Origin of the sequence: Variovorax pasteuri (assembly GCF_051216435.1) — a bacterium.
Classification (GTDB): Bacteria; Pseudomonadota; Gammaproteobacteria; order Burkholderiales; family Burkholderiaceae_C; genus Variovorax.
Genome location: NZ_JBPJZS010000001.1, coordinates 367,773 through 381,509, shown reverse-complemented (window position 1 = coordinate 381,509; position 13,737 = coordinate 367,773). Strand labels below are relative to the sequence as shown.

General features: G+C 71.3%; 7 protein-coding genes. 6 read left to right on the top strand and 1 reads right to left on the bottom strand.

Annotation, left to right across the window (positions count from 1 at the left end; genetic code table 11):
* Positions 1 to 12: 12 nt before the first annotated feature.
* Positions 13 to 978 (top strand): hypothetical protein, encoded by a 966-nt coding sequence (locus tag ACSFBM_RS01710; protein ID WP_435482850.1) that lies wholly within the window; start codon positions 13 to 15, stop codon positions 976 to 978.
* Positions 975 to 2,696: a single-stranded-DNA-specific exonuclease RecJ gene (recJ, locus tag ACSFBM_RS01705; RefSeq protein ID WP_435482849.1), complete on the top strand. Its 1,722-nt coding sequence runs from the start codon at positions 975 to 977 to the stop codon at positions 2,694 to 2,696. Before ACSFBM_RS01710 ends, recJ begins: the two co-directional genes overlap by 4 nt.
* Positions 2,697 to 2,742: 46 nt before the next feature.
* On the opposite strand, the gene ACSFBM_RS01700 is transcribed toward recJ, so the two are convergent.
* Positions 2,743 to 3,282, bottom strand: a complete 540-nt coding sequence (locus tag ACSFBM_RS01700) for a DUF1003 domain-containing protein (RefSeq protein ID WP_435482848.1) — start codon at positions 3,280 to 3,282, stop codon at positions 2,743 to 2,745.
* Between the two features lie 189 nt (positions 3,283 to 3,471).
* Between ACSFBM_RS01700 and ACSFBM_RS01695 the strand changes: the two genes are divergently transcribed.
* The 4 genes from ACSFBM_RS01695 to ACSFBM_RS01680 all read left to right on the top strand — a co-directional run bounded on the left by ACSFBM_RS01695 (position 3,472) and on the right by ACSFBM_RS01680 (position 13,646).
* Positions 3,472 to 4,455, top strand: coding sequence for an SDR family oxidoreductase (locus ACSFBM_RS01695; protein WP_435482847.1), 984 nt, complete (start codon positions 3,472 to 3,474; stop codon positions 4,453 to 4,455).
* Positions 4,456 to 4,599: 144 nt separating this feature from the next.
* The gene (locus tag ACSFBM_RS01690) at positions 4,600 to 5,766 is read left to right on the top strand and encodes a GGDEF domain-containing protein (protein WP_435482846.1); all 1,167 of its coding nucleotides are present in this window, start codon (positions 4,600 to 4,602) and stop codon (positions 5,764 to 5,766) included.
* Between the two features lie 264 nt (positions 5,767 to 6,030).
* On the top strand, positions 6,031 to 10,212 hold the full coding sequence (locus ACSFBM_RS01685) for a WGR and DUF4132 domain-containing protein (protein ID WP_435482845.1): 4,182 nt from the start codon (positions 6,031 to 6,033) through the stop codon (positions 10,210 to 10,212).
* Positions 10,209 to 13,646, top strand: a complete 3,438-nt coding sequence (locus ACSFBM_RS01680; protein WP_435482844.1) for a DUF4132 domain-containing protein — start codon at positions 10,209 to 10,211, stop codon at positions 13,644 to 13,646. The genes ACSFBM_RS01685 and ACSFBM_RS01680 overlap by 4 nt, the downstream gene beginning before the upstream one ends.
* Positions 13,647 to 13,737 lie beyond the last annotated feature (91 nt).

Sequence of the window (13,737 nt, the reverse complement as noted above, 5' to 3'; positions counted from 1 at the left end):
GACAATAGGGAGATGGCCGAAACCCTCCCACGTCACTTGTTGATCCCCTTTGCCGGCCGCGGTTCCCCGGCTTGCCGTGCGGCACTGCCCACGTTGCGGCTGCCCAACCTCGAAACCCTGCTGCAGCGCCTCACGCTCGCGGACACCGACACGCAGGACGACAGCACGCGCTCGCCGCCGCACGAACGCGCGCTGGCGCGGGCGCTCGGCATTCAGGCGGCCGACGGCTGCATCCCTTGGGCCGCCTTCGAGGCGCGGCAGCTCGGCATCGCCACGCCGGACGATGCCGAAGGCTGGGGCCTCGTCACGCTGTGCAACTGGCAGGTCGGCATCGACGACGTGGCGCTGGGCGACCCGTCCGCCATCGAGATCGACGCGGCCGAATCGGCGGCGCTGCTGGCCGTGGCGCGCCCCTTCTTCGAGGAAGACGGCATTGCGCTGCACGCGTCTCCCGTGCCCGGCCGCTGGCTGGCGCGCGCGCGCATCTTCGACGGACTGGCCACCGCCTCCATCGACCGCGCGGTGGGCTACCCGATCTCGCAGTGGTCGCCGCTGGCCGATGCCGCGCGCTCGCTGCGCCGGCTGCAGAACGAAATGCAGATGCTGCTGTACACCGAGCGCGTGAACGACGACCGCGCCGCGCGCGGCGTGCCGCCCATCAATTCTTTCTGGCTCAGCGGCACCGGCGCGCTGAAAGAAACACCGTCGCCGACCGGCCCCGCGCCCGAGGTGAGCGACGCGCTGCGCGTGGCCTCGCTGCGCGACGACGGCGCCGGCTGGGCACAAGCGTGGCAGGCGTTGGACGCCGGCCCCATCGCCACGCTGCTGGCCGACTGCACGCGCGGCGCCGACGTGGCGCTCACGCTGTGCGGCGACCGCGCCGCGCAGCGCTACACCTTGCAGCCGCGCGGCCTGGCGCGCTGGGCCAGGAGCCTTTTCGACCGCAAACGGGCTTCGGCTGTGCTGGAGTCGCTATGAAAATCATAGCTAGAGAGATCCCGCCGCGCACCGTCTGGGCACTGGAGCAGGCGGGCGTGCACCCGCTGCTGGCGCGCCTGTTCGCGGCACGCGGCGTGCGCGCCAAGGACGAGCTCGACGACGGCCTTGCGCGCCTGCTGCCGCCCGATACCTTGCGCGGCACGCAGGCCGCCGCCGTGCTGCTGGCCGACGCCATCGCGCAGGACAGGCGCCTGTGCATCGTGGCCGACTATGACTGCGACGGCGCCACCGCCTGCGCGGTCGGCGTGCGCGGCCTGCGCCTGCTGGGCGCCAGGCACGTGAGCTACCTCGTGCCCGACCGCGTGGTCGACGGCTACGGCCTCACACCCCCCATTGCCGAGCGCGTAGCCGACAGCGGAGCCGACATGCTCATCACCGTGGACAACGGCATTGCCAGCGTCGACGGCGTGGCCGCCGCCAAGGCGCGCGGCCTGCAGGTGCTGGTGACCGACCACCACCTGCCCGGCCCCGAGCTGCCCGTGGCCGATGTGCTGGTCAACCCCAACCAGCCGGGCTGCGACTTCGAAAGCAAGAGCATCGCCGGCGTCGGCGTGATGTTCTACGTGCTGCTCGCACTGCGCTCCGAGCTGCGCAAGCGCGGCGTGTTCGACGTGGCCACGCAACCGAAGCTCGATGCGCTGCTGCCGCTGGTGGCTTTGGGAACGGTCGCGGACGTGGTCAAGCTCGACGCCAACAATCGCCGCCTGGTGGCGCAGGGCCTGCGCCGCATCCGCGCCGGTGCCATGCCGGCCGGCGTGGCCGCGCTCTTCAAGGCCGCGGGCCGCACGGCGTCCGCCGCCACCACCTTCGACTTCGGCTTTGCCCTGGGCCCGCGCATCAACGCGGCCGGCCGGCTGGCCGACATGACGCTGGGCATCGAATGCCTGCTGACCGACGACGCGGGCCGTGCCGAAGAGCTGGCGCGCATGCTCGACGGCATCAACCGCGAGCGGCGCGACATCGAAGGCGGCATGCGCGACCAGGCGCTGCTGCTGGCCGAGTCGCTGTTCGCCGCGGATGGTGAAGGCATCGAAGCCCCGCCGCCGGCCATCAGCGTGTTCGACGCCAACTTCCACGAAGGCGTGGTCGGCATCGTGGCCTCGCGCATCAAGGACCGTTTTCACCGCCCCACCTTCGTCTTCGCGGCGAGCGGCGCACCCGGCAAGGAGCACGAGCTCAAGGGATCGGGCCGGTCGATTCCGGGCTTTCATCTGCGCGACGCGCTCGACCTGGTGGCCAAGCGCCATCCGGGCGTGCTGCTGCGCTTCGGCGGCCATGCGATGGCCGCGGGTTGCACGGTGGCGCGCGAGCACTTCAAGACCTTCGAGCAGGGCCTGGCACAGGTGGCCGGCGAATGGCTGGCGGCCTCGGCGCTCACGCGGCAGCTGGAGACCGACGGGCCGATCGCGCGCGAGTACATGCGCATCGACCTGGTCGACACGCTGCACAAGGAGGTGTGGGGCCAGGGCTTCGCACCGCCGACCTTCAGCGAAGAGGTGGAGGTGGTGTCGCAGCGCCTGGTGGGCGAGAAGCACCTGTCGCTCAAGCTCAGGCACCAGGGGCAGCCGATCGACGCGATCTGGTTCAGCCACACCGAGCCCCTGCCGCCCAAGGTGATGCTGGCGTTCCGGCTCGATGCCGACGAATGGCAAGGCGTGCGGCGGCTGCGCTTCCTGGTCGAAGGCGCGGAGTTCTAGTTCCGGTTGCAGCGCGCAAAGCGGCGCAAGGGGCGCAAGGGGCGCTTCAGGCGCCCTTGCCGTGCGCAGCCTCGGCGGACACGATCTGGTGCAGCACCTTGCTCGGGTCGGTGCGCTCGGTCAGCGCCTTCACTTCGTCGTCGGCCTCGGGCGGCAGCTCCATCTTCTCGGCCATGCGGGTCACCAGCCGCAGCATGGCGGTCATCTCGCGCTCGTTCAGCAGGTTGATCTGCAGGTCCAGGTGGTGGCGGCGCTCGTTCTCCTCGTCGGACATTTTCTGGCTGATGAGGATCATGATGGCAAGCACGATGGCCTCGATCGACACCAGGAACAGCAGGAAGGTGAAGGGGTACGGGTCGATCTTCCACACCCACTGGTTGAGCACGATCCACAGCGCGAAGAAACTCAGGTTCCACCACAGGAAGGCCACCGTGCCGCAGAAGCGCGACATGCGCGCCACCAGCTTGTAGAGCGCGGGCTTCGAGCGGCGGTTGCCCTCCTCCAGGCAGAGGATGGCTTCGATGTTGCGGTGGGTCAGCTCACCGATCGACGGATTCTTCTGGGGTTGTTTCGGAGGCGTTGGCATGGCAGCGTGTTTATCGCCCGCCGGCCGCCGCGCCACGCGTAGGCTGGCGTCGGCACTGCTTGAAAGAGGGTCGGCAATCAGGCCGGGTTGGCGGGCCGGGGGTGGCGGGCGTGTTTTGGCGGCGGACTCCTACGGCCGCGCCGGGCGCACGCGTTCTACCGTGGTCATTTGCCACAGGAGATGCCGTCCATGAAGTCAGCCAGCACCACCGCCCGCGCCGCGCAGCGCAAACAGGACGCGCGGGACAGCGCCAAGCCTGCGGCCACGAAAAAGACAGAGAAGAAAGCGAAGAAGGCAGCGGTGCAGGCCGGCCCCCGGCCGCAACCCGCCACGCCGTTGCCGACCCAGCATCTGGACAAGCCCGGCCACGAAGCCGGCATGGCGCTGCGGCCGCGCTTCGAAGCGCCGGACTACAAGGGCAGCGGCAAGCTCAAGGGCATGACCGCGCTGATCACCGGCGGCGACTCCGGCATCGGGCGCGCGGTGGCGGTGCTCTACGCACGCGAAGGCGCGGACGTGGCCATCGTCTACCTCGACGAAGACACCGACGCACAGGAGACACGGCGCCATGTGGAAGCCGAAGGCGCGCGCTGCCTGCTCGTCAAGGGCGACGTGCGCAAGCCGGCGTTCTGCGACAAGGCGGTCGGCAAGACCGTCAAGGCCTTCGGCAAGCTCGACATCCTCGTCAACAACGCCGCCTTCCAGTTGCACGCGGCATCCATCGAGGACATCACCGACGAGCGCTTCGACCTCACGCTGCGCACCAACGTGTTCGGCTATTTCCAGATGGCGCGCGCCGCGGTGCCGCACCTGCGCAAGGGCGGCTCGATCATCAACACCGGCTCGGTCACGGGGCTGGAAGGCAGCGCGCAGTTGCTGGACTACTCGACCACCAAGGGCGCCATCCACGCCTTCACCAAGGCGCTGGCCAGCAACCTGCTGGACAAGGGCATCCGCGTGAACGCGGTGGCGCCGGGGCCGGTGTGGACCCCGCTGAACCCCGCCGACAAGGCGCCCGAGGACGTGAAGAACTTCGGCAAGGACACCGACATGAAGCGGCCGGCCCAGCCCGAGGAACTGTCGCCGGCCTACGTGTTCCTTGCCGCGCCGAGTTGCGCCAGCTACATCACCGGTATCGTGCTGCCGGTGACGGGCAGCGTGGGCGCGGCCTGAAGATTTCTGAGACGCAGCGCATAGGCGGTGGGCGCTTCAGGCATACGATCGGAGACCTCGTCTTTCGTCAGTGCCCGTGCCTCGACTTACCCGGATGCCGCCCAGCCCCTGCTCCCGCTTTTCCTCCACCCAGGACCGTCGCTCATGACCGACGGTGCGAGCCATGGCCTGCTGGCGGGCCTGATGGTCTGCGGCCTCGTGCTGCTGCTGGTGTTCGGCACGTTCATCCATGTCTGGTACGTGCTGGCCTGCGGCTTCGCGCTGGCCGCCTTTGCCGGATGGAACAGCCTGGCGCCCCACGATGCATTCGCGCACTGGCCGGCCGCGGCGCTGGTGCTGTGGGCCGCGTGCCGGCTGCAGTTCGCGCGGCAGCTGCTGCGCATGCGGCATTTCGCGCCGCGCCTGGACAAGGCCGCGCTGGTGCTGCTGGCCGCGCTCGGCCTCACCCTGCTCTTCGCCGCGCTCGACAACCGGCTGGGCTGGACGCTGCGCGCGGTGCAGGGGCTGGTGGTGGCCTCCACCGTGCTGCTCGCGGTGGGTGCGCTGCTGGCGTGGCGCGCGTTGCCCTGGACGGTGGCCTTGTTCTGCGCGGGTGCCGTGCTGCTGCTGGCCGGCATCTCGGCCACGCCGCTGCCGGCCTGGGCCGAACAGCCCTGGACCGCGCTGCGCATGAATACCGCGCAGGCCGCCGTGATCGCCGAACTCGCGCTGCTGGCGCTTGCGCTGGCCGCGCGCATCCGCCAGGTGCTGCGCGCCGAGAAGGCGCTGGAACAACGCACGCAGGCCCTGATGGGCGCCATGGGCACCGACGCGCTCACCGGCGCCACCAGCCGCGCGGGCCTGGAAAGCCGCGGCGCGGAATGGTTGCGCGAAGGCCGTCCCTTCTCGCTGATGATGGTCGACCTGAACGGCTTCAAGCGCGTGAACGAACGCCACGGCCGCGCGGGCGGCGACGCGGTGCTGGCCGCCATCGCGCAGCGCCTGCGCCAGCAGGTGCGCGCCGACGACATGGTGGCCCGCCTGGGCGACGACGAGTTCGCGATCCTGCTGGCCGGCAACCCGGCGCGGCAGAAACTCGCGGAGATGGCGATCCGCATCGAGACCGCGGGCGCCACGCCGGTGGCCTTCGAAGGCCGGCTGCTCGCGGGCGGCGAGCTCAGCATGGGCATCGCATGCCACCCTGCCGACGGCGACACGCTGGCGCGCCTGCTCGAATCGGCCGATCGCGCACTGCGCCATTGCAAGCGGCAGCGCATGGGGCCGTCCTATGCGTTCGCCGGGGAAAATTCGGGAAGCGCGGCGCAGGGCTGACAGCAAGGGCGCGCGAGGCACGCCAGCGGCGCGTCCGGCTTTCGAACCTTCTTCTTACCTCGCGTCCCGCGAGGCACAGTGCATGATTCAGGCATGAGATTCCATGCTTTCGCACTGCCTGTTTTCTCAGCACCGCCGACGGCACCGCCTTCGCGTGGCTGACAGGTCCGGGCTGCCAGGGCCCTCTCATTCATCCGCCCCACATCCAGCGCTGCGCGCATCGCGCGCGGGCGCTCCATGCATTCACAGGAGGACGTTTTTTCCATGCGCCGTTTTGAACTGATCGAAGGAACCGCCAGCAAATTCTGGGAAGTGGAGCAGTCGGACACCGACCTCAACATCCGCTGGGGCCGCATTGGCACCGCGGGCCAGAGCCAGACCAAGTCGTTCGCCGACGCCGCCAAGGCCGCCACCGCGCTGACCAAGCTGGTGGCCGAGAAGACGGGCAAGGGCTACAGCGAAGTGGGCGTGGCGGCGGGTGCGGCCATCGGCAAGACCGAGGCGAAGGCAGAGACGAAGCCCGAGACGAAGGCGAAGGCCGAGGCGGCACCGGAAAAGGCCACGGCTGCATCGGCCGCGAAGGCCGCGCCAGCAAGCGACACCGCAGCGGCGGACGCGCCCGCCGAAGGCATCGACAGCCAGGCCGACCGCGTGTTCGAAAGCGTGCGCTCGCAGATCGAAGAGGGCACGCTCACCCGCAAGGACACGCTCTCGCCCGCCAGCCTCAAGCGCCAGCACGGCGTGAGCGAACAAGGCGCCGCGCTCGCCTTCAAGCGGCTGCAATCCGCGGGTCTGCTGGAGGGCTGGGGCACCAGTTGCTCGCCAACCAAGGACGCGCAGGCCATCGCGAAAGAACTGGGCACCTCGGCCTCGACCACGCAGGCCGCGGCCTCGTCCGCACCGGCCTCGGAAGTCCCCGTCAGCGCCGACACACCGCCCTGGCTCGCCGCCGGCACGCCGATGCGGCTCACGCCCGACATGCTGCGCGAAGCATTCCCCTCGCGCCGCTTTCCGCCCAAGCCGTTCGAGCCGCCGGTGAGCGTGGGCGCAGCCTGGCTGCCGGTGCGCCGCAAGCTCGAACTCCACGTGAACATGACCGGCACCGACGCGGTGCTGCGCGACGCCACGCAGCGCATGATCGACCGCAGCACGCAGCCCATTCCCGCGGCCGATGCCGAGGCCGACACGGTGCTGCTGGCGCTTGCGCTGAGCAGCGGCAACCACGGCAACAGCCAGATGGGCGCGGAGCTGGTGCCCTACCTGGCGGCGCAATACGGCCTGCCGGGCGCCGTCGACATCCTGCTGGCCGCGCAACAGATCGAGGTGCAGTCCGACTACGACCGGGCGGCGAAGAAGCACCACTACAGCTTCAGCGCCAGCGTCTCCAAGCAGATGGGCAGCGCCTACTACGGCCCCTTGGGTGAAGGCGAGCAGGCCTTCCGCGCGCAGCTGGCGCTGGCCGCGCCCGAGGTCTGGCAGGACTGCCGCGACCGCATCGAGGCCGGCCTGCCCCGCGTGCACCCGAGCCGCCAGCCCGCGCTGGCGATGCTGCTGCCCGATGCGCCCGAAATTTCCAACGCGCTGGTGCATGCGCTCGCGGCCGCGAAGCCCGCGCCCGAGACGATGCACTGGCTGCAGCTGACAGCCACCGACCCCGACGCCGTGGCGCTGGCCGCGAAGGTGCGGCTGAGCTATTCGAGCGGCTTCTGGGGCAACGGCCCCATGACCAGCACGCTGGCGCAGGAGCGAGGGGTCGACGCGGTTCCCGTGCTGGAGCGCGGCGCGGCCACCGACGACGCGGGCGACGCGCTCGCCTGCATCGGCACGCCCGATGCGGTGCTGGCGCTGGCCCGCGTGGCGAGCACGTCGAAGGGCGCGCTGGCACGCCTGGCGCTGTCGGTCGACCGCTGGCCGATGGCGGCGATTCCCGCGCTGTCGCGGCTGGTCGCGGCAGGCGGCAAGGACGCGAACCTCGTCAAGCCCAGCCTCACGCGGCTGCTGCGCGCGCACGGCGCGGCCCTGCCCGCGCTGCGGCCCTGGCTCGACGCGGGCGCGCAGGCCGTGATCGACCAGCAACTGGCGCTGCTGGCCGGCCCCACCGAGGTGGCCGACGCGAGCGAGCTGCCTGGCGTGCTGGTGGCGCCGCCGTGGCTGGCCAAGGTGCAGAAGAAGGCGGCCGGCGCGCTCGCGCTGGAACCCTTGGCATCGACGCCCGTGGAGCAATGGCAGGAAGGCGAACGCGAGAAGGCGCTGCGCATCAACTCCTGGCAAATGAACCGCCATGCATCGGCGCGCCAGGACCTGTCGGTGCTGATGGACGAACTGGGTTTCGACAAGTCGAAGCAGAAGACGATCGGCCCGCTGGGCAAGCTGGCGGTCGAGGCCGTGAAGGCCGGCGACGCCGACGCGCTCATCACCCACTGGCGCGCGATGGTGGCCGAGCGCAAGAAGGAGCGCTACTACTGGTTTCGCTTCGACTCGGCCTATGCCGCGTTGCTGCCCGCCGCCGTCGGCGTGCCGTTCTGGAACGCCGTGGCCGGTGAGGCCGAGAGCGACGACATCGGGCTCATCCTGGCCACCCACGGCCTGGCCGTGCTGCCGGGCCTGGTGGCCATGGTGCGCACCAAGCCTACCGAGAACCTCTCGTATGCGCTGAACTACGGCGCGGCCGAACTGGCCATGCCCGCGGCACGCGCCTTCGCCAAGCTGAAGACGCTGCGCGCCGAAGGCCGCGCCTGGCTGCTGAAGTACCCCGAGCACACCGCCTGCGGCCTGATTGCGCCGGCGCTCGGCAAGGCCGGCGAGGCGCGCGACTGCGCCGGCTCCGCGCTGCGCCTGCTGCAGGCCAACGGCCACGAGGCGCTGCTGCTCGAGGTGGCCGGCCGCTACGGCAAGCCCGAAGTGGTGGAAGCATTGCGCGCCGTGCTCGACGAAAGCCCGCTCGACCGCTTCCCCACCAAGCGCGCCAAGCTGCCCGAGTTCTGGCAGCCGCGCAGCTGGCGCCGGCCCGCGCTGAAGAACGGCAAGGCCCTGCCCGACGACGCGCTCGACAACCTCGGCCAGATGCTGACCTTTCCGACCAACGAAGAGGTCTACGGCGGCATCGCCGTGGTCAGGGAAGCCTGCGACGCCGTCTCGCTGGCCGAGTTCGCCTGGGACGCCTTCACCGCCTGGCTCGAAGCCGGCGGCCCGAGCAAGGAAGGCTGGGCGCTCACCATGCTGGGCCAGTTCGGCAACGACGACACCGCGCGCAAGCTCACGCCCTTCATTCGCGCGTGGCCCGGCGAGGCGGCGCATGCGCGCGCCGTGACCGGGCTGGACGTGCTGGCCACCATCGGCAGCGACGTGGCGCTGATGCTTCTCAACGGCATTGCGCAGAAGGTCAAGTTCAAGGGCCTGCAGGACAAGGCGCGCGAGAAGATCGACGCCATTGCCGAAGCGCGCGGCCTGAGCACCGAAGAGCTCGAAGACCGCCTCGCGCCCGACCTCGGCCTGGACGAGCAGGGCACGATGCGGCTGGACTTCGGCCCGCGCGCGTTCAAGGTGGGCTTCGACGAAACGCTCAAGCCCTATGTGCGCGAGACGACCGACGGTGTGGACGGCGCCCGCCTGCCCGACCTGCCCAAGCCCAAGAAGACCGACGACGCAGAACTGAGCAAGGAAGCCGTCGAGCGCTTCAAGCTGCTGAAGAAGGATGCACGCACCATCGCCAGCCAGCAGCTGCTGCGCCTGGAGGTGGCGATGTGCGCGCGCCGCCGCTGGACGCCCGAGGTGTTCCGCATGTTCCTGGTCGAGCATCCGCTGGTGCGCCACATCGTGCAGCGGCTGATCTGGGGCGTGTATGCGGTGGAAGGCGACGCCAACTACGGCGGCACGCTGCAGGCGTGCTTCCGCGTGGCGGAGGACGGCAGCTACACCACGGCCGAAGACGACGCGTTCGAGTTGCCGGAACCAGGCCACGGCACGAACATCCGCATCGGTGTGCCGCATGCGCTGGACCTGCCGGCCGCCGACGCCGCGGCCTTCGGCCAGGTGTTCGCCGACTACGAGCTGCTGCAGCCCTTCGCGCAGATCGGCCGCGACGTGTACACACTGACCGACGAAGAGAAGAAGAGCCTGAAGCTCGAACGCTGGAAAGACGTCAAGGTGCCCACGGGCCGCGTGCTGGGGCTGGCCAACAAGGGCTGGCGCCGCGGCCAGGCCCAGGACGCGGGCTGCATCTGGTACTTCAGCAAGCCGCTGGGCACGAGCCGCGTGATCGAGCTCAGCCTGGACCCCGGCATCATCGTCGGCATGGTGGACGAGTACCCCGAGCAGACGCTGGGCCAGGTGCAGGTCGGCAAGCCCTCGGGCTGGGGCGACATGCAGGATGCGGAAACGCTGAACCAGCTCGACCCGATTTCCGCGAGTGAACTGATCCGCGACATGGAAGGCCTGCGGGCATGAGCGGCGCGCCGGCGCTCCCCCCTGAACTCCAGAATGCCCTGCCGCCCGGCGAACCCGGCGCCAGGCTGCCGCCCAGGCCCACGGCACTGCCCGCACTGCGCAAGCGGGTGCTCGACAAGGGCGGCGAATACTGGGTCAGCGCGCTGCTGCCCGAGCCCCTGAGCCTGCGGCGACCCGCCACGCGGGCCTGGCTCGAAGGCGCGATGGATGCGGCCGACACGCGGCTCCTGGGCCTGATGCTCGCGCGCAGCCGCCAGCAGGCCTACAGCGGGCACGACGACCTGGGCGACGCGCTGGTGCACTGGCTGGCACTGCAGCACGGCGTGGGCGCGGCCTTCGACGCGCTGCTGCATGCGGCGCGCTGGCGCAGCGAACGCGGCGGCGTCAGCACGCTGCGGCAGGACCTTCCCCTGGACGACGATGACCACGCGTTCTGGGGCCAGCCGCAAAGCCCGCTGTGGCAGCTGCGCGGCCACTGGGTGCTCGCGGACGCGGACACGCGCGCCGCGTGCATCGGCCGGATGCGCGAACTGGAGCCGCAACTGCCGCTCATGGCGCGCGCCCGTTTCGCCATCGTGCTGCCCGGGATGAGCGCCGTCGCGCAGGAACTGCTCGACAACGGCACGCCCGGACAACTGGAGCGCCGCGGCCCCTGGCTGCCCTGGGCGGCGGGCCGTCCGCTGGCCGAGGTGGCGGGCAACGGCGAGCCGCTGCTCGACCGGCCCGCGTTGCTGGCAGTGCTGCTGCGCGCGCACGACGATGCGCTGCTGCCGATACTGCTGGACCTCGGATCGCGCCACCAGAACGCCGCCGTGGCCTGGGCGCTGGCCGCCTTCGACACGCCCGAGGCCGCCGAAGCGCTGGCCCGCCTGGCCGCCGCCGACGCCTCCTGCATCAAGGCACTGGGCTGGGCCGTGGGCGAGCGCCCGGAGCACGGCTTTCTCGCGCTGGCGCGGGTGCTCGAGGACGGCGGCCTGCCCAAGGCCGGCGCCGCGCGCCTCACGCCGCTGCTCAAGACCCTGGCCGGCTCGCTCGGCGAGCGGCTGTCCGCGCTGCTGGCGCCGCTCTCGCCCGCCGTGCGGCGGCTGATCGGCGCGGTCGTCGATCAGGCCGGCTCGGCGCCCACGGCGTTCGCCGAGCGCGATCGCTGGCCCACGGTGCTGGCCGCGCCGCCCTGGATGCAACGGCCTGCCGATGAACAAACGCTGGTGCTTGAAGGCCTGCCCATGCTGGACGTACCGCCCGAGGAAGACTGGGGCGACGAGATCCGCGAACACTGGATCGCGCGGGACCGCCCCTACACCCTGGACAAGCCGATGGAGGCCGAGCAAGCCGTCTGCGAGCGGCTGCGCGGCTGGACGCCGGACGAGGTCGCCGCACTGCACACCCGCCCGCCGCAGGATCTGCAGCGCTTCATCGCCGACTGGCAGCAGGCTCACGACGCAACGGCACCCGACAGGCGCCAGTACGGCGACTACGTGGCGGTGGCGGCCGCATGGTTCCTGCCGCCCGCCACCGGGCTGGCCTTCTGGAACGCCGTCGGCAGCGGCAAGCCCGAGCCGCGCACCGGAGGCTTTGTCGCGCGCTTCGGCCCGCACGCCCTGCCGGGCCTCCTGCAGGCGCTGGCCAACGACGGCGACGAGCACTTCGTGGCGCGCTTCATCGGCGCGCCACGGATCGTGCCCTTCATGGCACAGGCCATCGCGCGCCGGCCGACGCGGCGCGCGGATGCCCTGCGATGGCTGTCGCGCTTTGCGCAACACGCCGTCGCCGGCCTGCTGCCGGCCGCGCTGGGCACGCCCGGCGAAGCGCGCCAGCAGGCCCGCGCCGCGCTGCGCATCCTGGCGGCGCGGGGACAGGCCGAGGCCGTGCGCACAGTCGCACGCCGCCACGCCTCGACGGCCGTGCCGGCGGCCGTCGAGGCCCTGCTGGCCGAAGACCCCCTGCAGGACTTTCCGTCGCGCATCCACGCGCGCAGCAAGCTGCCGGCCTTCTGGCAGCCCGCCGGCTGGCGCAAGCCGAGGCTGCGCGAAGACGGCCTGCCGCTGCCCGACGAGGCGCTGCATCCACTGGGCCTGATGCTGGGCTTCGCCCCCGATTCGCCGCAGGGTTATGCCGGACTGGACGACGTGCGTGCCGCCTGCGATCCCCAGAGCCTGGCGGACTTCGCCTGGGACGTCTGCGAGTCGTGGGAGGCGGCCGGTGCCGGCGCGCCCGGCAACTGGGCGTTGCGCGCGCTCGGTCTGGTCGGCACCGACGACACGGCACGCCGGCTCGGCGCCCTGGTGCGGCGCTGGAGCGCGCCGGGCTCCGGCGGCACTGCCACGCGTATCGGCTGGGTGCTCGAAACGCTCGCGCGCCTGGGCAGCGACGTCGCGCTGATGCAGCTCGACGCGATCGCGCGCAAGAACCGCATCGCCGCAGTGCGGCAGACCGCTGTCGAGAAGCTCGCGCAGGCCGCCACCGAACGCGGCCTGCGCGGCGACGAACTGGAAGACCGGCTCGCGCCCGACCTCGGCCTGGACGAGCGCGGCAGCCTGCTGCTGGACTTCGGTCCCCGCCAATTCCATGTCGGCTTCGACGAGTCTCTGGTGCCCTTCGTGCGCGAGTCGGTCGAAGGCCGGCCCGGCGCGCGGCTGGCCACGGCGCCGCGACCGCGTGCCAGCGACGATGCCGAGCTCGCCGCGGCGGCCGTGGCACGCTTCAAGGCGCTCAAGCAGGACGCGGCCACCGTCGCGGCCCAGCAGCCGCTGCGGCTCGAGCGCGCGATGGGCACCGGCCGCAGCTGGCCGGTCGCCGACTTCCGCCGCTTCATCGCCGAGCATCCGCTGATGCGCCACCTGGCTGAGCGACTGGTCTGGGGCCTGGCGGGCGATGGCCGCGACGCGCGCGGCGTGCCGCTGCTGCACGCGGCCTTCCGCGTGAACGCGGAGGGCGAATGGGTGGATGCCGACGAAGCGCCGCGGCCCCTGGACGACGGCAGCAACAACGATGCCGCGCGCATCGTCGTCGCCCATCCGATGCAACTGAGCGCCGCGCAGGTTGCCGCCTTCTCGCAGCAATTCTCCGACTACGAGCTGATCCAGCCCTTCGACCAGCTGCATCGCGCCGTGCATGCGCCGCACGACGAAGAGCGCACGCAGACCGCGCTTGCGCGCTGGTCGGGGCGCATCGCGCGGCCCGGTCCGCTGTGGGCACTGGAGTCGCGCGGCTGGCTGCGCGGTCGCGACGGAGGCGGCGCCTACAACCACGCCTGGCGCGCGCTGCCCGGCGGCCGCACGCTTGCGCTGCGTTTCGGGCCCGGCCTGCACAACGCGGGTGCCGGCGAAGACCAGACGCTGGGCCTGCTGCACTACGGGCACCCCATCGGCGAACTCGACCCGATCGTCTTCAGCGAGGCAGTGCGCGACATCGACGCGCTGGGCGCGCGCTGAGGACCGACAAAGGCGCCGCGCAAAGAGCTCTCTGCTATGTTCTCGCCGGTCGCGTGCCACCGCACAGTCCGGCGCCATCATCCGATTCGAC